The organism is Caulobacter sp. FV1ye6ST (assembly GCF_058681225.1).
In genome coordinates this window covers 1,281,647-1,301,806 of the sequence record NZ_CM178733.1, presented here as the reverse complement: position 1 = coordinate 1,301,806, position 20,160 = coordinate 1,281,647, and the positions used below count along the sequence as shown (strand labels likewise).

Genomic DNA, 20,160 nt, shown 5'->3' with positions numbered 1-20,160 from the left:
GGGTTCGTGCTGACCTGATCCTACAAATGTAATTCAGCGTAGGAGATCGACATGAACCTGGCTCTCCATCCCAGCGGCTCCGGCATTCCCGGCCTTGACGACACCCCGCGCAAACCCTCGAAGGCGCTGGTCATCGGCATCGCGGTCTCGGCCGCGGCGCATCTCGGCCTGATCGGCTACCTGGCCTACACAAAGTACGTCACGCCGCTGCCGATGGCGCAGGAGGATCCGGGCTTCAGGCTGGAATTGCCCTACACGCCGCCGAAGCCGCCGCCCCCTCCCCCGCCGACGGACCAGCCGCCGCCCCGGGCGAGCGCGCCCAAGCTGCACATCCCGCTGCAGACACCGTTCGAAACGCCCCCGCCTCTACAAGCGGACCCGACCGTCGAAGCGCCGCCGGCCACCGGCCCGGTCACCACCCTGGCGCCGACTCCGCCCGCGCCTCCGGCTCCCCCCGCTCCGCAGGCCAAGATGATCACCCGTCCGAACTGGCTGAAGCTGCCCTCGGCTGACGACATGGCCCGCTACTATCCGGAGAGCGCCCAGCGTCGGGGCCTCTCCGGTTCGGCCACCCTGAACTGCGTGGTGGCGATCAACGGCGCGGTCCGCGACTGCTCGGTCCTGTCGGAAACCCCGGCCGACGAAGGCTTCGGCGCTGCGGCCATCAAGGTTTCGCGCTTCTTCAGGATGAAGCCGCAGATGGAGGACGGCCAGGCGGTGGACGGCGCCACCGTCCGCATCCCGATCCGGTTCAGCGCGGGCGCTTGAAGCCCACCCTCCGGCGCTGAACCAGCGGCCGGGTCGCCAGCCTTCCGCGACCCGGCTTTTTCCTTGCTTGTCGCGCATCCGGGCGGCGAGCCGCGCGCACTTCGCCTGACGCGCTCGCGGCCTCAATAGCTCTTCGGCAGTCCCAGCACGCGCTCGGCGATGAAGTTCAGGATCATCTCGCGGCTGACCGGCGCGATGCGGGCGATCATCGCCTCGCGGAAGTAGCGCTCGACATCGTATTCCTTGGCGTAGCCCATGCCGCCATGGGCCAGGACCGCGTTCTCGCAGGCGTGGAAGCCGGCCTCGGCGCCCAGGTACTTGGCGGCGTTGGCCTCGGCCCCGCAATCCTTGCCCTGGTCGTAGAGGGCGGCGGCCTTGAAGGCTAGCAGGTTGGCCGCCTCCAGTTCGGCCCACGACTTGGCCAGCGGATGGGCCACGCCCTGGTTCTTGCCGATCGGCCGACCGAACACGATCCGCTCATTGGCGTAGGTGGTGGCCTTGGCCAGCGCCGCGCGGCCCAGGCCGATGGCCTCGACGGCGAACAGCACCCGTTCGGGATTGAGTCCGTGCAGCAGGTAGGCGAAGCCCTTGCCCTCCTCGCCGACCAGATCCTCGGCCGGGACAAACAGGTCCTCGATGAAGAGCATGTTACATTCGACGGCCTTGCGGCCCATCTTCGGGATCGGCTTGGCCTCGATCTTCTCGGCGTCGGTGTAGAACAGCGACAGGCCCTGGTGCGGCTTGGCGCACTGGTCCTTGGGCGTGGTGCGGGCGATGATCAGGATCTTGTTGGCGCGCTGTGCGCCGGTGGTCCAGATCTTGCGGCCGTTCAGGCGATAGCCACCGTCGACCTTCTCGGCGCGAGTCTCAAGGCTCGCGGTGTCCAGGCCTGAGTTCGGCTCGGTCACCGCGAAGCACATCTTGTCCTCGCCAGAGATGATCCGGGGCAGCAGGCGCTCGCGCTGAGCGTCAGAGCCGAACTTCACCAGCGGCATCGGACCGAAGATGTTGAGGTGTATGGCCGAGGCGCCCGAGAAGCCCGCGCCCGACTGGGCCACGGTCTGCATCATCACGGCGGCCTCGGTCAGGCCCAGGCCCGCGCCGCCGACGCTTTCCGGCATGGCCACGCCCAGCCATCCCCCTTGAGCGATGGCGGCGACAAAGTCTTCGGGGAAGATCCCGGTCTCGTCCGTGCGGCGCCAGTATTCGTCGTCGAAAGCGGCGCACACCTTGGCGACGCCCTCGCGGATGGCTTCCTGCTCTTCGGTCAACCAGAATCCGGACATCGGTCCTCCTCCCCTGCGTTGCTAGCCCCCGGACTTCTCGAAACGACGTGCGTCCATGGTGGCGGCGTCCGGGCCCGGGTTATCGCCATTCAGATACGCCGCGACCATGTCGGCCACAAGCGGCGCGAACAGCCAGCCGTTACGCCGCGCGCCGACGGCCAGCATGACGCCGGGGGTCTGGCTCCAGCCCACCAGCGGCAGGCCGTCGGGCGTGGTGACCCGGACGCCGACCTCGACCTTGGCCGCGTCGAGATCCAGCGCCGGCCGCAAGGCCCAGGCCGCCGCGCGCAACCCTTGAGTCGCGGAGGCGTCCGGCGCCAGGTCGTCGCGGCCAACCTCCATGGTGGCGCCGATCGCCAAGTTCTCGCCCGGCGCCAGATAGACGCCATCGCCCCGCACCACCGCGCCAACGGCATCGGCGGAGACTCGCAGGATCTGCCCCTTGATCGGCGACAGGACCCTGGTCTCGGCCGCCAGACGACCGTCGCGCGCGCCAGGACCGGCGGCCAGCACCAGAGCATCGAAGGCCTCGGTGCGGCGGTCGGCCAGCGCGAGGGCTCCCGGCGCGAAGGCCTCGACGGAGCCGGTCTCGAACCGCGCGCCGGCCGCCTCCGCCGCCGTACGCATCGCCGCCAGGGCGGGTTGCGCTTCAAGACGCCAGTCCTCGGCGGTCTCATCGGCGGTGGGGAGGCCAAGGGCCACGAGTCGCTCGCTGACCTGGCCGCGCCAGGCGTCGGAGCCCTCGAAACGCACGCCAGCGCAGACCAGTTCGATTCCCAGGCCCTCGGCGAAGGCCGGCCAGAGGTCGCGGGCGCGGCGCATGATGGAGAGGTGTACGCGCGAGGCGGGGTCGAACAGCGCCTCGCTGACCGGCGCCAGCATGCCAGCGGCAACGCCCGAAGCATTGTCGCCCGGCGCGGCCGGATCGAAGACGGTGACCTTGAAGCCGCCCCGCGCCAGGCGCAGCGCCACGGCTGATCCCAAGGCGCCCGCCCCGGCCACGGCGACACGCGCGCCAGAATGAAGTTTCATGGCGCGCAAACACCTTCCAGACGCGCGAACGTCAAGTCCGGAACGACCATGCCGGTTACTCGATCTATTCATCATTAACGATAGTAAATCGAGCGCGACACTTTGGCGCGAAGACCCGTTCCGTGCACGTCCGCACGTGACGATGCAGCCAAGCTGTGTCTATACCCGTTAACATTGGCATGAAGGCCGCCGAGCGGCGCAGATGGAATAGAGGCGGATGAACGATCGACCCGCAGTCGAACCAGCCCACCCCGTTGATCTCTATGTGGGCGCCCGGCTGAGAATTCGCCGCAAGATGATGGGACTTTCCCAGACGCAAGTCGCGGACGCTCTGGGCATCACCTTTCAGCAGATCCAGAAATACGAGCGTGGCGCCAACCGCATCAGCGCCAGCAAGCTCTACGATGCCGCCAAGTTGCTGCAAGCGCCTGTCTCCTACTTCTTCGAGGGCCTCGAGGACACCGACGGCGGCATCGACGACGGTTTCGCCCAGCGCATGACCGAGTTCGTCTCCACGCCCGAGGGCCTGGAACTGGCCAGCCTCTTCCCGCGCCTTTCGGACCGTCGCCTGCGCCGCCGGGTCGTCGACCTGGTCCGCGCCATGGTGGATGACGACGCGCCCTAAGACCGCTTCCGCTCAGTACCGCTTTCGAAAGGCCCGCGATGTGCGAATCGCGGGCCTTTTCGCGTCTGGAACCGCCCCTCGCGCCCGCCGTTGATCCGGCGACGGAGCGGTGAAGGGGCCAAGGACATGCCACGCGACACGGTCGATCTTCAGCCGGTCTCGCCCGGCCTTCTCTATGTCAACGACGACGATCCCGGCTTGCGGCGGATCAAGAGCGGCGCGGGCTTCGACTATCGCGATCCAGACGGCGACCCGGTCGACGACGCCGGAACGCTCGATCGCATCCGCACCCTGGCCATCCCGCCGGCCTGGACCGACGTCTGGATCTGTCCCTCGCCGCGCGGCCACATCCAGGCCACGGGCCGCGACCAGCGGGGCCGCAAGCAGTATCGCTATCACGACGGCTGGCGGCGCGACCGTGACGGACTGAAGTTCGGCCGCATGATCGCCTTCGGCCGCGCCCTGCCCAAGCTGCGCGCAAAGGTCGAGAAGGACCTCGTGCTGCGGGGCCTGCCCCGCGACAAGGTGATCGCCGCCGTGGTGCGGCTGATGGAGCTGACCCTGACCCGGATCGGCAACGAAGCCTATGCCCAGGAAAACAAGACCTTCGGCCTGACCACCCTGCGCGACCGGCACGCCAAGCTGTCCAGCCTCGGCGGCACGTTCCGGTTCAAGGGCAAGAGCGGCGTGGTCCATACGACCGGCTTTCGCGACCGGCGCCTGGCCCGCATCGTCAAGGCCTGCCAGGACGTTCCGGGTCAGCGGCTCTTCCAATATCTAGACGACGACGGCCAGCGGCGCTCGGTCGAGAGCGCCGACGTCAACGCCTATATCCGCGCGGCGATGGGCCAGGACTTCTCGGCCAAGGACTTCCGCACCTGGGCCGGCACCCTGGCCGCGGCGCGCGCCCTGTGCCTGACCCCCAAGGCGACCAGCGCCACCGAGGCCAAGCGCAACGTCAACACCTGCGTGAAGGCCGTGGCCGGGCTGCTGGGCAACACCGCCGCCGTCTGCCGGGGATCGTACATCCACCCGCTAGTGCTGGAATCCTATCAGCAAGGTGTCCTGCCGCTGAAGCCCGGCCGGTCGGAACGCGCCTTCGAACTGGCCACCATCCGGTTCCTGGAAGCGGCCCAGGCCTCGTGCGCCGAAGCTTAGCGGAACGCCCCCGCGCCGAGCGTCGTTGAGTCGGCTCGAACGGAGAAACGCCCATGGCCGCCGGCCGTCCCACTTGGCAGGGCCACCTGCGCCTGTCGCTCGTGACTTGCCCCGTCGCGATGTACACCGCCACCGATGCGCGCGGCGACGTGCACTTCAACATGCTGCACAAGAGGACCCACAATCGGATCCGGATGATCCCGACCGACCCGGACCTGGGGCCGATCGAGCGCGCCGACATCGTCAAGGGCTACGAGTACGAGAAGGGCGAATACGTCGTCATCACCCAGGACGAGATCGACAGCGTGCGGCTGGAGAGCACCCGCACCATCGACATCGAGACCTTCGTTCCGGCGGCCGACATCGACCGGCTGTACTGGGACAATCCCTACTTCCTGGTCCCCGACGGCAAGCTGGCCGCCGAGGCCTATGGCGTCATACGTGAAGCCATGACCAAGGAGGGCCAGGTCGCTCTGGGACGCGTGGTCATGCATCAGCGCGAGCGCCTGCTGGCCATCGAGCCGCGCGACAACGGCATGGTCGCCTGGAGCTTGCGCAACCGCCGCGAGGTCCGCGAGGCGGCGAGCTATTTCGACGCTATCCCCGACAAGAAGCCCGACCCTGCGATGATCCAGATCGCCCAGAAGATCATCGAGCAGAAGGAAGGCCCCTTCGACCCCGAGCAGTTCAACGACCGCTACGAGGACGCCCTGCGGGCGCTCATCAAGGAAAAGCAGAAGGGCAAGGGCCGCAAGGTCTCCGTGCCGACCGAGCCCGAGGACACCAATGTGGTGGACTTGATGGAGGCGCTGCGGAGCAGCCTGGGCAAGGCGCCGGCGAAGACCGGGACGGGGACCAAAAAGACCGCGACGCACAAGGCCGCGCCGAGGAAAAAGACGGGTTAGGCCGGCTTGCTCAAAAGTTCGTTCAGGCGCGGCCCGGCCTTGGCGGCCATGGCCTCGCCCACGGCGGCGGCGGCGTTGGCCGGGCGGATCATCACCTCGAACTCCTTGATCCTGCCGACGTCGTCGAAGGAGATGATGTCGATACCCTTGAGCTTCTTGTCGCCGACGCGCGCGCTGAACTCCAGCACCACCGACTCATGGCCCTCGGACCAGAATTCTCGGTGATAGGCAAAGTCCTCAAAGATGGTGTTGACCGTGGCGATGATGTGCACGAGCGGCTCCACGCCCGGATACGGCTTGAAGAAGGCGGGCGAGCGGAAGACCACCGTTTCGGCGGCCAGCGGTCGCAGGCGATCGAACTCGCGCTTCTCCAGCAGGTCGTGCCAGACTTCCAGCGTTTGCAGCGCCTGTTCGCGGGCCATGCCGTCCCCTCCCATGATCCCGGCGTTCGAATGCGCCCGATAGCGACACTGTAAAATCAGAGACGCCACCGTCAACGCCGCTAGCCACGCGCCAGCTTCCTGACCGCCGCCGCCAAGTCCCGCTCGCTCTCGGCATAGGCGTCCCAGGCGTCGAGATCCTTCACCATCCCGGGCGCGGTCCGGACATTGAACCGCGCCGGATCCAGCCCCTTCCTCACCTGGGTCCAAGCCACCGGCCACGACACGGGCGCGCCGGGACGGCCGCGCGGCGACAGCGGCGCCACGGCCGTGCTCATTCGGTCATTGCGCAGGTAGTCGAGGAAGATCTTCCCGCCCCGGTCCTTCTTGGCCATCGAGATCAGGTACTGGTCTGGACTGTCGGCGGCCATGCGGGCGCAGACTTCGCGGGCGAAGGCCTTGGCGGCGGGCCAATCCAGCTTTGTTCCCTTCAGCGGCGTGACCACGTGCAGTCCCTTGCCGCCGGTGGTCTTGCAGAACGGGACCAGCCCCAGGGCCTCCAGCCGGTCGCGGATCTCGCGCGCCCCTTCGACCACGACGTCGAACGAGACGTCCGGGGCCGGGTCGAGATCGAACACCAGACGTCCCGGGACATCCGGCGCCCCCTCCCGGCAGTTCCAGGGGTGAAGCTCGGTCGCGCCCCATTGGGCGGCGGCGACTAGGCTCTCGACGGTGTTGAACACCAGATAGGGCTTACGGTCTCCGCTGACCGTGACCTCGTCGATCAGGGCCGAGACCCCCTTGCCCGAATGGCGCTGGAAGAAGGTTTCCTGGCCTATGCCGTCCGGCATGCGGATCACCGAGCAGGGCCTGCCCTTGACGTGCTCCAGCATCTGCGGTCCGACGGCTTCGAAATACTTGGCCAGATCCAGCTTGGTCCCCGGCGTCCCGTCGCCAGCGTCCGGCCACAACGGCTTGTCGGGATTGGAGATCGCCACGCCCAGCACCGAGGCCTTGCCGCCGGCGCGTTTCTGCGCGGCCGACGTCTTGGAAGCGTTCCGGGGCTGGGCCAGCTCCACGCTCTCGACCGGCGCCGGCGCCTCGGCCGCGACCGCCTTGGCGGGCTTGTCCTCGCGCAGTCCCTTGAACGACGCCTGGCGCACCGAGCCGTCTCCCGTGAAGCCGGCGAACTCTATCTCGGCGACCAGTTCCGGTTCCACCCAGTGGATGTCGGCGCCGCCACGCGGCGCGCCCTTACCGCCGAACGGTGAGGTCTTGCGCGCCAGCGTCTTCAAGGCCGGCAGCAGCTTGGCGAGCTTGTCACGGCCAAAGCCCGTGCCGACCCGGCCGACATGGGCCAACTGACCCTCGTCGTTGTAGATGCCGACGATCAACGAGCGGAACGCGTCGCCCGTCGTCGTCCAGCCGCCGATCACCACCTCATGCCCGGCCCGGCACTTGGCCTTGGTCCAGGTCGCGCCCTTGCCCGATCGGTACGGCGCGTCGAGCATCTTGGAGACCACACCTTCCAACGACATCCGGCAGGCCGATTGTAAGACCGCCTGTCCGCCGCTGGTGAAGTGCTCGACATAGCGGATGCGCTCGCCATCCGATGGCAGAAGCGTCTTCAGCCGGGTCTTGCGGTCTGATAGCGGCAGCGCGGTCAGGTCCTGGCCGTCGGCGTGCAGCAGGTCGAAGCCGAAGAAGATCAGGTCGTCGGTCTTCTCCTCCGACAGCGCCGCCTGCAGGCCCGCGAAGCTGGGCGAGCCCGCCTCGTCCAAGGCCACCACCTCGCCGTCGATCAGGGCGTCGGGCAGTGTCTTGGCGTCCTTGATCAGTCGCGGGAAGCGCTGGCTCCAGTCGAGACCCGTCCGGGTGCGCAGGGCCGCCTTGCCGCCCTCGACGCGCAGCTGCATCCGGTAGCCGTCGAACTTGATCTCGTGGACCCAGCCGTCGCCGCTAGGCGGCCGATCGACCAGCTTGCACAGCTGCGGCGGGACGAAGTCCGGCATGGCCGCCCTGGGCGCTGCCGTATTCGTCGCCCTCGCGCTCGTCTTGGCCTTGGCGGTCTTTCCCTTGGGCGCGCCGGTCTCCTCGGCGGCCTTCACAGCGCTGGCTTCAGGCGCGTTCGTGCTGCTCCAGACCGCGTCCGGCGTCGGGCCGGCCTTGGTCATGAACGGGGTCGGAGCCTTGCCCTTGCCCGCCGCGATGTCTTCCATCCTGCGACCCGAGGCGATCGAGAAGGACGTGTCCTCCAGGAAATCGGGGTCGCCTTCCATGGCGAAGGCGTCGCGATGCTTGATCAGCAACCAGTTCTCGCGCTTGCCGCCCCCAGACTTCCCCTTGGCGAACTTGTCGTTGTTGATCCTGACCAGGACCCAGCCGCCCTTCATCCGCTCGCCGGCGAAGACCAGCTTGATCTCACCCTTCTTGAGCCCCTTCTCCAGGTCGAAGCCCGGCTCGGGCGCCCACCAGCCGCGATCCCACAGCATCACCGTGCCGCCGCCATACTGGCCCGCGGGGATCGTGCCCTCGAAGTCGCCATAGGCCAGCGGATGGTCCTCGACATGGACGGCCAGGCGCTTGTCGTGCGGATCGCGCGACGGCCCCCGGGTCACCGCCCATGAGAGAAAGACGCCCTCGTGCTCCAGCCGCAGGTCGTAGTGCAGCCGGGTGGCGTCGTGCTTCTGGATGACGAACCGCGCCCGCGCCGAAGCCGCGACCTCGGCTTCACCCGAGGGCTCGGCCGTGAGCTTGAAGTCGCGTTTGGCCTGATAGGCGGCCAGCTTAGGCGCGGCCATGGCGGCTATTCGCCGTCGAAGACTTGCGGACGCACATCGTCCTTGTCGACGCCATCGCCCGCGTCGGCCTCGTCCTCGAGGTCGATGATCTCTTCGTCGTCGAGGTCTTCGCCGATCAAGGCGTCGTCGTCATCCTCGTCGCCCTCGGCCTGGGTGACGTCCAGCACGTCGGGCAGTTCCTCGAAGGTGCGGAACTCGCCGTCCTTGCCGATGACGTCATCGTCCATGGCCTCCGCGCCGTCCTGCTCGTCATAGCCGTTGTCGATGTCGGTCATGGCTGTCTCTCCTGTGCCTGCAGGAGAAATGGTTTTGGACCAACGCCGTTCCGGAATCGCGCCGTGCGGTTGCGGGCAGCGGCGGGCTTCCACCCCGTTTCCCGTGCGGAATCACCGAGTGCGCGAGTCGCCACATGGTCTACTTGCGAGACCATCATTAAGCGCTTTGCCCCAAACTTGACCGTTCCGGAGGCGACGATTCCGAAAAAATCCCCGTCCCACGGGCGTTTTGCCCCCATGAATCGGCGTTTTAACCTTCCCTAACGGGTGACAAACGCGATCCGTCTCGTCAGGCTCGCATTTCCCTGATTCACAGGAATGAGCTTAGAGATGACGAACGTTTCCGATCTGGTCGACGCCGCTGTCGCCGCTGACGACAAGCTGACCAAGACCCAAGCCAAGGCCATCATCGACGGCGTCTTCAAGGCGATCTCGGATGCGGCCGTAAAGGGTGAAGAAGTCTCGATCCCGGGCTTCGGCAAGTTCAAGGTCCAGGCCAAGCCGGCCCGCACCGGCCGCAACCCGGCCACGGGCGCGACCATCGAAATCGCCGCCAGCAAGAAGGTCGCCTTCACGCCGGCCAAGCAACTGAAGGACGCCGTCAACGGCTAAGCCTTCAGCGGGGAGCACGCCGCAAAGTCTGCTCCCCGACGTTGCTATTCACGCGCGACATTGTGCTCCACGCCCTTGTCGCGCGTGAAGACTATCTAGAACAAAATAAGAACGATAACGTGCTTCGCATGGCCGTTCTCGATCTCAGACATAAACTCGCTATCCTCGCCGACGCCGCCAAGTACGACGCGTCCTGCGCGTCGTCCGGCGCGGAGAAGCGGAACTCCGTTGGCGGCCAGGGGATCGGCTCGACCGAGGGGATGGGCATCTGCCACGCCTATGCCCCAGACGGGCGCTGCATCAGCCTGCTGAAGATCCTGCTGACCAACTTCTGCATCTACGACTGCGCCTATTGCATCAACCGCGTGTCGTCGAACACGCCTCGGGCGCGGTTCACGGTGAAGGAGGTCGTCGACCTCACCCTGAACTTCTACAAGCGCAACTATATCGAGGGGCTGTTCCTGTCCTCGGGCGTCATCCGCACGGGTGACTACACGATGGAGGAGATGGTCCGGGTGGCGAAGTCGCTGCGGCTCGATCACGACTTCCGGGGCTACATCCACCTGAAGCTGATCCCCGAGGCTTCGCCGGAACTGGCGGCCGAGGCGGGGCTCTATGCCGACCGGGTGTCAATCAATATCGAGCTGCCGCGCGACGACGATCTGGCCAAACTCGCGCCCGAAAAGAGCTCCACCGACATCAAGCGCGCCATGGGCCGCATGCGGCTGGCCATCGACGACCACGCCGAGCCCGCCAAGAAGGCTGGGAGGCGCGCGTTCGCCCGCAGCCAGTCGACCCAGCTGATCGTCGGCGCCGACGCGGCCAAGGACGGCGACATCCTGGCCCGCAGCGCCAGCCTCTACGGCGCCTATCGCCTGAGCCGGGTGTACTATTCGGCCTTCAGCCCGATCCCAGACGCCAGCCATCGCCTGCCCCTGGCCCGGCCGCCTCTGCTGCGCGAGCATCGCCTGTATCAGGCCGACTGGCTGATGCGGTTCTACGGCTTCGAGCGCCCGGAAATCGTCGCGGAGGGCGAGGACCTGGACCTGACCGTCGATCCCAAGACCAGTTGGGCGCTGCGCAACCGGGCCTCTTTCCCGGTCCACGTCCAGACCGCCGACAGGGAGACACTGCTGCGCGTGCCCGGCCTCGGCGCCAAGGCCGTGGGACGCATCCTGACGGCCCGCAAGGTGACGCGCCTGACCCTGGATGACCTCAAGCGCGTGGGGGGCGTCCTGAAGCGCGCCAGGGCCTTCGTGGTCACCGCCGACTGGACGCCGGGCGCCTTGACCGACGGCGAGAACCTGAAAGCCGCCCTGGTGAAGCCCCAGCAGCTGAGCCTTTTCTGATGCGGGTCGTGCGGCTGGCCTCCGAGATCGACTTCGCCGGCTGGCGCACGGCCGCGAGGACGCTGCGGGCCGAGGGTATGGAGCCGCGGGCTGTCGTATGGACCGTGGAGCGGGAACTGTTCGGCCTCGACGCCGAGCCAGCCCCATCCGACAAGCCAGCCAACTTCACCGTTCCCGCCGTCTTCGTCGAACTGGCCGAGCAGGTGATCCAGAACCGCGCGGCCGACCGCTTCGCCCTGCTCTACCGCATCCTCTGGCGGCTGGAGCGAGAGCCTCGGCTGATCGACAATCCGGCCGATCCCGACATGGCCCGCGCTCGCGACATGGCCAAGGCTGTCAGCCGCGCGGCGCACAAGATGAAGGCCTTTGTCCGCTTCCGCCTGGTCGAGGGGGCCGCCACCGAAACCTATGCCGCCTGGTTCGAGCCCGCCCATCGGGTGACCGAGGCCACCGCCCCGTTCTTCGTGCGTCGCTTCACCAACATGGACTGGACGATCCTGACGCCCGACGCCTGCGTGGCCTGGGATCGCGAGCGGCTGTTGGTGTCCGAGGGCGCCGATCCGGCCGACGCGCCGTCCGAGGACACCCAGGAGGAGCTCTGGCGCACCTACTACGCCTCGATCTTCAATCCGGCCCGCCTGAACCCCAGACAGATGCGTCAGGAAATGCCCAAGCGCTACTGGCGGAACCTGCCCGAGGCGGCGCTCATTCCGGAGCTGATCGAAACCGCCCAGGACCGCGCCACCGCCATGGTCGCCGCCCAGCCCGCCAAGCCGACCGAACGCAAGCTGAAGGCCGCCCTGCTCCATGCGCGCGACGCCTCGTATGACGAGTCGATGCCGACCGCGCTCGACGACATCGCCGCCGGGATCGAGGTGTGCCGGCGCTGCGATCTATGGCGCGACGCCACGCAAGGCGTACCGGGCGAAGGCGCGGCCGGCGCGCCGTTGATGTTCGTCGGCGAACAGCCGGGCGACCAGGAGGACCTGGCCGGCCGCCCCTTCGTGGGACCGGCGGGCCATGTGTTCGACAAGGCCCTGGCGGAAGCCGGCGTGGCGCGTGACCGAAGCTATGTCACCAACGCGGTGAAGCACTTCAAGCACGAGCTTCGCGGCAAGCGGCGCATCCATAAGACGCCCGAACGCGGCGAGGTCACCGCCTGCCGCTGGTGGCTGGACGCCGAGCGGCGGCTGGTGAAGCCGCGGGTGATCGTCATGCTGGGCGCGACGGCGGCGCTAGGCGTGATCGGCAAGCCGACGCCGATCGCGGCCAATCGCGGCCAGGCCCTACCGCTTCCGGATCAGGCCCAGGGCGTCGTCACCTATCACCCGTCGTTCCTGCTGCGCCTGCCGGACGAGGACGCCAAGGCGCGGGCCTATGCGGACTTCGTGGACGATCTGCGGCTGGCGGGGACGCTGGCGGGACTGACCTGACTCAGCTCGCCCGCTTTACGCTGGCGAACACCGCGTCGAGCTCCGTGGCCAGCAGCTCGATCCGGTAGGGTTTGATCAGCACCCGCCGGCCCTCGTTGGTCGCGGCGGCCGCCGCGGCGCTGTAGCCGGTGGTCAGGACGACCGGCAGCTCGGGCCAAAGCCGCGAGATGTCGCGCGCCAGGTCCAGCCCGCCCATGTCGCCGGGCATGACCATGTCGCTGAACACCAGGTCGAAGGCGATATCCTGGCGCAGGATCGCCAGGGCCGACAGGGCGTCGCCGGCCCGAACCACGTCGTAACCGAGCTCGCGCAGCATCTCCTCGACCAGCTGGGCGACGCTGTCGTCGTCCTCGACCATCAGGATCCGCTGGGCCTCAGGACCGACCTTGCGCAGGGCGAGGGGCGCGGCGTCCCGCACCATTTCCTTGGTCGAGCGCGGGATCCGCATCCAGATCGTCGTCCCCTCGCCCAAGACGCTCTCGATGCCCGCCTCGCCACCGGACGAGCGGGCGAAACCGTAGACCTGGGACAGGCCAAGGCCCGTGCCCTTGCCGACCGGTTTGGTGGTGAAGAACGGCTCGAACAGTCGGCTCAGCACCTCGGCCGCCACGCCGACGCCCGTGTCGCGGATCGACAGTCGGACCACGTCACCCGCGCCGTCGGGCCCACCAGACGGCTCATTGCGGCCCTCGATGGTAATCGCGCCGCCGTCAGGCATGGCGTCGCGGGCGTTGATGGCGATGTTCAGCACCGCCACTTCCAGCTGCGAGGCGTCGACCTCTATGCGCCACAGGTCCGGGTCTAGCCGGATCTCGACCGTGACATCCTCGCGCAGGGAGCGGTCCAGCAAGGTGTGCATGCCGGTCAGGCATTTCTCGATGTCGACCACTTCGGGCTTCAGGGGCGCGCGGCGCGAGAAGGCCAGGAGTTGCTGGGTCAGGCTGGCGCCGCGATCGATGGCCTGGCGGATGCCCAGGCGCAGGCGCTCGCGGCGGGTGGGATCGGTGGTCCGCTCCAGCAGATCCATGCCGCTGGAGGCGACCATCAGCAGGTTGTTGAAGTCGTGAGCCACGCCGCCGGTCAGCTGGCCCATGGCCTCCATCTTCTGCGACTGGCGCAGGGCCTCCTCGGCCTTCTCGCGCTCGCGGGTCTCACGGCTGAGACGGCGATAGGCCTCGGCCACGCGGGCGCTGGCCGCGCCGAGTACGGCGACCAGAAGCGCCGCCATGACGATCAGCAGGGCGAACCCGGCATAGCGCATGGCCCGGCGGCCGGGCGATTCCAGCACCGTGCGCAGATAGACCGAGCCCAGCACCGTCTCGCCCTCCTTGACCCGCGAGGTCAGGACCAGGCGCGCGCCGTCGTTGCGGGGCGGTCCCAGGACATTGCGGGTCGGCGGCGGCGGGGCCCCGGCCCGCACATAGCTGGCGGCTAGTTGACCCTGCATGTCGTAGGCGGCCACCGCCTCGACATCGGGATTGGAACTCTGGGCGCCGACATATTCTCGCGCCGCCGAGCGGTCGTCGAAGGCCAGGGGCGCGGCCATGCTTCCGGCCAGGATTCGCAGTTGCACCTCCGCCTGGCGGAAACGCTCCTGCTGGCCCAGGCGCTCGTTATAGACGGCCAGTGCGAAGGCGGCCGCGACGATGGCAATCGCCAGCCCGATCGCCATCGAAACGGTCAGGACGGGACGCCAGGCCACGCGGCCGCTCGCGGCCGTCATCTGCCGCTCTCCTTGGACTGCGCGGCCAGGGCCAGCAGCTTGGAACTGACGGCCAGACCGGCGGCCTGGGCGGCGTCCGCGCGGATCTCGAAACGGACACGACTGTCGATCGCGACGAACTGGATCACCGCGCCGGGGGCGTCGAGCCCCTCGTCGGCGACCGTCAGCACCGGCTGGCCGGCGACCAAGGCCATCACCTGGCGCGGGGTCTGACTACGCGAGGCGGCGAGGAACAGCATATGACAGGCCGGCCCCTTGGCCACGGCCGGCAAGCGGACCACCACGACCGGATGCTCGCCGACCCGAGCGCCGCGCGCGGCGTGATCGACCACGCCGCCGAACGGATCATGTCCGGCGATGCATAGGCGGAAAGGGCTGGAGGGGCCCTCGAAAGCGGCGGCGGGCCAGTCGATGAAGGGCGTGAATTTGTAGAGATAACCGGCCTTGACGACATAGGCCGGGTCACGACCTTCGGTCATCAAGGGCGCGTGGCGACCTTCGGCCTTGGGGGGCGGCTTTAGCGCTTCAGCCTGGGCGGCGGGAAGGTGCTCGCCGGCTACCGCCACGCCGGCCATGGCGCATAACGCGCCGACCATGGCGATCACGCGAAAAGGCAAATGGCGCCATCCGGGGGTCAGGCCCGGGGCGCTCGGCGGGAAGCCCAAGACCATACGCCAGTCCCCCTCGGCGGTTTGAACGCGAAGCACGACCGTTTCGATCCCATCCCCATGACATTTTGGAGGCAGGCCGGTGAGGCCTTCCGGCGCGGCGAGGGAATAAGCAAAAAGCCCGGGGCGAAGCCCGGGCTTTCCTGTCAGCGATGGTACCGCCTCTCAGGCTTGAACTGAGGACCTCTGGTTCCACAAACCAGCGCTCTAACCAACTGAGCTAAGGCGGCGCATCGCGAGGGAGTGTCTTTAGTCGGACAGGCTCCCCGGATCAAGCGCCGAAACACGCTCTTTTCACAAGAAAGCGTACGTTCATTCGCGAGGCGTTTTCGAGAGAAACGCGCCCAACCAGGTTTGGCGTTTTCCAAAGAAAACCCGCTCACCCTCGTTTTGGCGTTTTCCAAAGAAAACGCCCCGGAGCCGAAACTCCGGGGCGCTTCTTTTGGTGTCGCTTGGATCCAGGCCCTATTGCGGGACTTGGAACACCAGCGGGACGGTCACCTGGCCACCGTCGACGGGCGCGCCGTCGAGGGTCTTCGGCTTCATCCGGAACAGCCGCGACAAGCGGATAGCCGCATCGCCGAAGCCCATGTCCGCGGGCGATTCCGAAACGATCGAGCAGCTTTCCAGCGTACCCTTGGCCGTCACGGTGCACGAGATCGTCGCACGACCGCTGACTTCCATCCGTTGCGCACGGTCCGGGTAGTACCGGGCCATGTCGTCGCCCGAGGGCTTGCGGGCCCAGTCGGGACGCGTGATCACCGACGCGCGGGCCGGCGGAGCCGTCGGCACGGGCGGAACCGCGGAAATCACCGGCGGAGCCGTGGTCTCGACCCGCTTTTCAACGGGCGGGATCGGCAGCGGCGGCGGCGGCGCCACGTCCGGCGGCGGAGCCACCGGAGGACGCGGCTGCACCACTGCTGGCGGCGGCGGCGGTTCGTTAGTCGGCGGCGGCGGCGGCGGAGGCGGCGGAGGGGGCGGCGGAGGCGGAGGCAACTCCACATCCACGGCTTCGTCCGAGTACTCCTGGAACACCGCTTCGAACTTCTGCTTCGCCAGATAGAGGAACAGAAGGCCGTGCAGACCGCAGACCACGATCAGGGCGAAGCCGAACGGCCCCATACCCTTCTTGCGACGCGGGCCGTCCGAGGTGAGCGGATCGTAGTGGCGATGCTCGGGCGTTTGTTGTTCAGCCATGCAGCACCCCTACCTTAGCTATCATCCCGGCCAACGAGAGCGACGCTGTAGAAGCCGTTATCCTGGAGGGTGTTCATCACCTCCATGAAAGCCCCGTAGCGAACCTTTTCGTCGGCCCGGATGAAGATGCGCTCCTTAGACGGGTCACGTCTGCCCATACCTTTGACAATGTCCTGACCCATCTCGTCGATGGAGGTCTGGTTGTCGCCGATGTAGAGCTGCCCCGTCGACTTGATCGAGATGTAGACCGGCTTCGGCGGGTTGGGAGTTGCTTTCGCCACCGCCGCGGGCAGGTTCACTTCGATCGACACGGAGGCCAGCGGAGCCGCCACCATGAAGATGATCAGGAGAACCAGCATGACGTCCACGAAGGGCGTAACGTTGATCTCGCTGTTCTGTTCGACGTTGAACCTGTCGCCCCCACCGCCTGAGAGTTTGGCGGCCATGGGTGTTACGCCCCCTTGTCGAGCTGACGCGAGATGGCGTTCATCAGTTCAGCAACGAAACCTTCCGAGCGGGTGCCGTAACCCGAGATGCGGGTCTGGAAGTAGTTGTAGAAGATAACGGCCGGGATAGCGGCGAACAGACCGATACCGGTGGCGAGCAGGGCTTCAGCGATACCCGGCGCCACGACGGCGAGGTTGGTCGTGTTGGTGTTCGCGATGCCGATGAACGACGTCATGATGCCGTACACCGTACCGAACAGACCGATGAACGGACCGGCCGAACCGACCGAGGCCAGGAACACCATGCCACCCGACAGGCGCTTGGCCAGCGAGGCTTGCACCGCGTTGATGGCGTAGGTGGCGCGAGCCAGCGTCGAGTCACGGTGTTCGCCAGCGACGGCGAGACCGGCTTGACGCGACAGCTCAACTTCCTGCGAGGCGGCGGCGGCCATGTCGGCCATCGGGTTGCCTTCGAATTCTTCCGACGAGCTGATGCGCGCGATGTCGGCGATCGAGCGAGCGCCGCGGAAGGCTTCCAGGAACTTGTCCGATTGCTTGTTCAGGCCAGCGAACTCGAAAATCTTGGTGAGCAGCAGCACCCACGAGAAGACCGAGGCCAGCAGCAGGCCGATCATGACGACCTTAACGACGGCGCCAGCGGCGAGGAACATGCCGACGGGCGTCAGCGAGTGGCCGCCCTTCTTTTCTCCTTCGGCTTCGGCGGCGTCAGCCGGCGGAGCTTCGGGAGCCGGGGTCGCGGCCGGAGCGGCGGCGGCATCGGCGGGAGCGGCCTGCGTGGAGGAGGCGGCGGCCGGAGCGGCAGCGTCCTGGGCAAAAGCCGGGGCGCTCGCCATCAGCGCCATGGCGCCGACGAGAGCGATGAGGGGGGTCTTCCGTTTAATGTCGAGCATCTGTCGCCAGTTCCTGATTGGTCTAGCACGTTTGGACCGAGGGTCGTCGCGCGAGAGCGTCTTCCCTAACTCTGAATAGCCCACCTGGAGGTCGATTGCTCTCCCAAACCTGGCGAACCCGCTTCGCTGCGCTCGACCCGTTACGCCCCTCGCGAGGACCAAGCCCTCCAGAAGGATCGTTTCGAAGCGCGGGCAACCGACGCCCTTTTGGGGCTCCGGTCTTACCGCAATGTTAGAATTGCGGCTGTGGTCCTTTGGCAACCCCTTTTCGCACCGTCAAGGGGATCATTTGGGCACAAATGCATCGTCGAGCCCCCCTGCCCCCCGGGCTCACCGCAGCGCACAAAAGGGTTTTCCGGAAAAAGGGGCGGTTTTTCCCTGGCAACGAGAAAAACCATGCTGCACTGCAGCATAACAATAAAACGCCGGTCGATGAAGAAAGGCGCCTGCCCTCGCGGCAGATGGGGCGGCGGAGCGTCGGCGCAACCGCCATCATGACGGGAAAACGACAACGTGGCCGGCCATGTTTCAGGCGGCCCGGATATGCTCTGGCTTCCGAGGGGAAGTGGTGCCTGAGACCGGATTCGAACCAGTGACACGCGGATTTTCAATCCGCTGCTCTACCAACTGAGCTACTCAGGCATCTTGCGTTCGGCGGTCGAAACCGCTTCGGCGACCTCGCCGTGCAGCGAGGAGCCGGGTCTATAAGTGAGGCCGAACGGGAAGTCCATAGCCCTTTTTCATTCGTTGTGGATGTCTTCCGACGGAAGGTTTCCAGGCGGGTTTTCGTCGTCGTCCTCGCCGCCGGCGACGACGTAACGGTCGCTCAGCCAGCGCTGCAGGTCGACGTCCGAGCAGCGCTTGGAGCAGAACGGACGAAAGGCGGTTTCGACCGGCTTGCCGCAGATGGGGCACCCCGTGCTCATGTTGCGGACACCTCAAGACGGTCGACCGGCCACTCCGGTCGGGATTCGATGACGAAGCGACGACCCAGCCGCTCGGCGACGCCGGCGTCCAGCTCGGCCGCGAACGCTTCGGCCACGGCGGGCGCGCAGCGGGCGGTCAGGCGCCCCCCAGGATCGGCCTTGCCCTCACGCTCGAGGGCCCGCGCCAGGCGACGGGCGACGTAGCGGGGATTCGCGGCCCCATTCCGGGTCAGCAGGCGATCGAGAATCGGCGGCGCGCGGCGCGGAACGATCATCTCCAGCGTGCCGAACTTGCTGATCGCCCCGATTCCCACGCCCGGATTGTCGGGCGCGAAGGCGTTGCGGGCGGCCGTGGTCAGGGCCTGGCCGTCGTGGCCGCGCCCGACCAGGTCGAAAACGACGATACCGCCCAGCCCCTTGAGCCGCAGGACACGCGCCCCGACACTGAGAGCGGCCATGTTGGCCTGGCGGGCGGCGCGCTTCGAATCGGCGGATTCGCGGCCACCCAGGTCGATGTCGACCGCCGTCAGGGCCCGCGTGGGCTCCACGGCGATGTCGCCGCCGCCCGGCAGGGCGAAGACGGTGGCCAGAGCGTCGGCCTCGGCCTCCTCGACGGCCAGGAGGGCCTTGTCGCCCGTCGTGGGCGATCCGGCCTTCACGGCCTGGCGCAGGCGATCCTCGATGCTCGGCGCGGCCTCCAGCACGCGCGGCTCGCCCTGTCCTTCGGCGATGAAGCGGGCGACGGCGGCCTTGTCGGCGCGAGAGGCGGTCTTGATCTCGATCTCGACGAGCCCGCCCTCGACCAGCCTGGGCATGTCGGGCCGCAGCGGCAGAATCACGTCCTGGCCGCCCGGCATGGCCACGAAGGCCGCGTTGAAGGCCTTCTCGATCGTCTTGACGCGCGCCACGCCCCGCACGCCCTCGGCGTCCAGCGGATCGTCGGAGGGCCAGGCGACGAACAGGCGCTCGGGGCGGCCGTCCAGGGTCACGACCCCGACGGTCTCGCCGACGCCCTTATGGAGATAGGCGCGCCTTTCACTGGGGGGTTTGGCGTTCGCGGCGTGGGGCTTGCCGGTCATGGTCGATACCCCAGGCCGCTGAGCAGGTTCAGGGTCTCATACAGCGGCAGGCCGACGACGCTGGGATAGGAGCCCTGCAGGTCGGTGATGAAGCCACCTGCCATGCCCTGGACGCCATAGCCGCCCGCCTTGCCCTTCCATTGGCCGCCCTCGACATAGGCGTCGCGCTCGGCGTCGGTCAGGCGCTTGAAGCCGACCTTGGTCTCGACAAGGCGCGAGCCCATGCGGCCGTCCGGCGCGATCAGGGCCACGCCGGTCAGAACCTTGTGGTTCCGGCCGGACAGCAGCTTGAGGCAGTAGAGGACGTCGGCCTCGGTTTCGGCCTTGGGCAGGATGCGCCGGCCGACGGCTACCACAGTGTCGGCGGCCAGGACGAAATCGCCCGGCGCGCGCGCGGCGACGGCGCGCGCCTTCTCCTGCGCCAGGCGCAGGGCGTGGCGGCGCGGGGTCTCGTCGCGCAGCGGACTTTCGTCGATGTCGGCGGGGTCGACCCGGTCGGGCGTGACGCCGACCTGGGCCAGCAGGTCGAGGCGCCGCGGGCTCGCGCTGGCCAGGACCAGCGACGGCTGGACGGCCATCTCAGGAG

The 20,160-nt window shown here is 67.6% G+C and carries 20 protein-coding genes and 2 tRNA genes; 7 read left to right on the top strand and 15 right to left on the bottom strand.

All coding sequences use genetic code 11. From position 1 onward, the window contains the following. The first annotated feature begins 51 nt into the window (after positions 1 to 51). A complete protein-coding gene (locus ACW175_RS06350; RefSeq protein ID WP_492103759.1) occupies positions 52 to 768 on the top strand; it encodes an energy transducer TonB in 717 nt (238 codons plus the stop codon). A gap of 122 nt (positions 769 to 890) precedes the next feature. On the opposite strand, the gene ACW175_RS06345 is transcribed toward ACW175_RS06350, so the two are convergent. Both ACW175_RS06345 and ACW175_RS06340 read right to left on the bottom strand, forming a co-directional pair. Next, a complete protein-coding gene (locus tag ACW175_RS06345) occupies positions 891 to 2,054 on the bottom strand; it encodes an acyl-CoA dehydrogenase family protein (RefSeq protein WP_492103758.1) in 1,164 nt (387 codons plus the stop codon). A gap of 21 nt (positions 2,055 to 2,075) precedes the next feature. Continuing rightward, positions 2,076 to 3,086 (bottom strand): NAD(P)/FAD-dependent oxidoreductase, encoded by a 1,011-nt coding sequence (locus tag ACW175_RS06340; RefSeq protein WP_492103757.1) that lies wholly within the window; start codon positions 3,084 to 3,086, stop codon positions 2,076 to 2,078. A gap of 217 nt (positions 3,087 to 3,303) precedes the next feature. Here ACW175_RS06340 and ACW175_RS06335 point away from each other — a divergent pair, with 217 nt between their 5' ends. From ACW175_RS06335 to ku, 3 genes are all read left to right on the top strand, one after another. Then, positions 3,304 to 3,711, top strand: a complete 408-nt coding sequence (locus ACW175_RS06335) for a helix-turn-helix domain-containing protein (protein WP_099576434.1) — start codon at positions 3,304 to 3,306, stop codon at positions 3,709 to 3,711. A 126-nt stretch (positions 3,712 to 3,837) separates the two neighbouring features. Continuing rightward, the gene (locus tag ACW175_RS06330) at positions 3,838 to 4,869 is read left to right on the top strand and encodes a DNA topoisomerase IB (RefSeq protein ID WP_492103756.1); all 1,032 of its coding nucleotides are present in this window, start codon (positions 3,838 to 3,840) and stop codon (positions 4,867 to 4,869) included. A 53-nt stretch (positions 4,870 to 4,922) separates the two neighbouring features. After that, on the top strand, positions 4,923 to 5,774 hold the full coding sequence (ku, locus tag ACW175_RS06325) for a non-homologous end joining protein Ku (RefSeq protein ID WP_492103755.1): 852 nt from the start codon (positions 4,923 to 4,925) through the stop codon (positions 5,772 to 5,774). Here the strand turns inward: ku and ACW175_RS06320 are convergent. From ACW175_RS06320 to ACW175_RS06310, 3 genes are all read right to left on the bottom strand, one after another. Continuing rightward, on the bottom strand, positions 5,771 to 6,196 hold the full coding sequence (locus ACW175_RS06320) for a nuclear transport factor 2-like protein (protein ID WP_492103754.1): 426 nt from the start codon (positions 6,194 to 6,196) through the stop codon (positions 5,771 to 5,773). The two genes, ku and ACW175_RS06320, sit on opposite strands and share 4 nt — an antisense overlap. An 80-nt stretch (positions 6,197 to 6,276) precedes the next feature. Further along, a complete protein-coding gene (gene ligD, locus ACW175_RS06315; protein WP_492103753.1) occupies positions 6,277 to 8,955 on the bottom strand; it encodes a DNA ligase D in 2,679 nt (892 codons plus the stop codon). Positions 8,956 to 8,960: 5 nt separating this feature from the next. Further along, the gene (locus ACW175_RS06310) at positions 8,961 to 9,230 is read right to left on the bottom strand and encodes a hypothetical protein (protein ID WP_492103752.1); all 270 of its coding nucleotides are present in this window, start codon (positions 9,228 to 9,230) and stop codon (positions 8,961 to 8,963) included. A 330-nt stretch (positions 9,231 to 9,560) separates the two neighbouring features. Between ACW175_RS06310 and ACW175_RS06305 the strand changes: the two genes are divergently transcribed. The 3 genes from ACW175_RS06305 to ACW175_RS06295 all read left to right on the top strand — a co-directional run bounded on the left by ACW175_RS06305 (position 9,561) and on the right by ACW175_RS06295 (position 12,624). Continuing rightward, positions 9,561 to 9,842, top strand: coding sequence for an HU family DNA-binding protein (locus ACW175_RS06305; protein WP_047409209.1), 282 nt, complete (start codon positions 9,561 to 9,563; stop codon positions 9,840 to 9,842). A gap of 119 nt (positions 9,843 to 9,961) precedes the next feature. Further along, positions 9,962 to 11,191, top strand: coding sequence for a putative DNA modification/repair radical SAM protein (locus ACW175_RS06300; RefSeq protein ID WP_492103751.1), 1,230 nt, complete (start codon positions 9,962 to 9,964; stop codon positions 11,189 to 11,191). Continuing rightward, positions 11,191 to 12,624: a UdgX family uracil-DNA binding protein gene (locus ACW175_RS06295; protein ID WP_492103750.1), complete on the top strand. Its 1,434-nt coding sequence runs from the start codon at positions 11,191 to 11,193 to the stop codon at positions 12,622 to 12,624. The genes ACW175_RS06300 and ACW175_RS06295 overlap by 1 nt, the downstream gene beginning before the upstream one ends. A gap of 1 nt (position 12,625) precedes the next feature. Here the strand turns inward: ACW175_RS06295 and ACW175_RS06290 are convergent, their stop codons facing one another. The 10 genes from ACW175_RS06290 to ACW175_RS06245 all read right to left on the bottom strand — a co-directional run bounded on the left by ACW175_RS06290 (position 12,626) and on the right by ACW175_RS06245 (position 20,152). Then, positions 12,626 to 14,347, bottom strand: coding sequence for an ATP-binding protein (locus ACW175_RS06290; RefSeq protein WP_492103749.1), 1,722 nt, complete (start codon positions 14,345 to 14,347; stop codon positions 12,626 to 12,628). Then, positions 14,344 to 15,054 (bottom strand): TOL_0243 family YfiR-like periplasmic protein, encoded by a 711-nt coding sequence (locus ACW175_RS06285; protein WP_492103748.1) that lies wholly within the window; start codon positions 15,052 to 15,054, stop codon positions 14,344 to 14,346. The genes ACW175_RS06290 and ACW175_RS06285 overlap by 4 nt, the downstream gene beginning before the upstream one ends. A gap of 114 nt (positions 15,055 to 15,168) precedes the next feature. Continuing rightward, a tRNA-His gene (locus ACW175_RS06280) sits at positions 15,169 to 15,245 on the bottom strand. A gap of 235 nt (positions 15,246 to 15,480) precedes the next feature. After that, positions 15,481 to 16,212 carry an energy transducer TonB gene (locus ACW175_RS06275; protein ID WP_492103747.1) on the bottom strand — a complete coding sequence of 244 codons (732 nt, stop codon included), beginning with the start codon at positions 16,210 to 16,212 and terminating at the stop codon, positions 15,481 to 15,483. 14 nt (positions 16,213 to 16,226) lie between these two features. Continuing rightward, on the bottom strand, positions 16,227 to 16,658 hold the full coding sequence (locus tag ACW175_RS06270) for a biopolymer transporter ExbD (RefSeq protein ID WP_099576424.1): 432 nt from the start codon (positions 16,656 to 16,658) through the stop codon (positions 16,227 to 16,229). 5 nt (positions 16,659 to 16,663) lie between these two features. After that, entirely contained in the window at positions 16,664 to 17,569 is a 906-nt protein-coding gene (locus ACW175_RS06265) for a MotA/TolQ/ExbB proton channel family protein (RefSeq protein ID WP_492104911.1), read from the bottom strand. A gap of 566 nt (positions 17,570 to 18,135) precedes the next feature. Beyond that, positions 18,136 to 18,211, bottom strand: a tRNA-Phe gene (locus ACW175_RS06260). 98 nt (positions 18,212 to 18,309) lie between these two features. Continuing rightward, positions 18,310 to 18,495, bottom strand: a complete 186-nt coding sequence (locus ACW175_RS06255; RefSeq protein WP_492103746.1) for a DNA gyrase inhibitor YacG — start codon at positions 18,493 to 18,495, stop codon at positions 18,310 to 18,312. Next, the gene (locus ACW175_RS06250; RefSeq protein ID WP_492103745.1) at positions 18,492 to 19,574 is read right to left on the bottom strand and encodes a ribonuclease E/G; all 1,083 of its coding nucleotides are present in this window, start codon (positions 19,572 to 19,574) and stop codon (positions 18,492 to 18,494) included. Before ACW175_RS06250 ends, ACW175_RS06255 begins: the two co-directional genes overlap by 4 nt. Next, on the bottom strand, positions 19,571 to 20,152 hold the full coding sequence (locus tag ACW175_RS06245) for a Maf family nucleotide pyrophosphatase (RefSeq protein WP_492104910.1): 582 nt from the start codon (positions 20,150 to 20,152) through the stop codon (positions 19,571 to 19,573). The genes ACW175_RS06250 and ACW175_RS06245 overlap by 4 nt, the downstream gene beginning before the upstream one ends. Positions 20,153 to 20,160 lie beyond the last annotated feature (8 nt).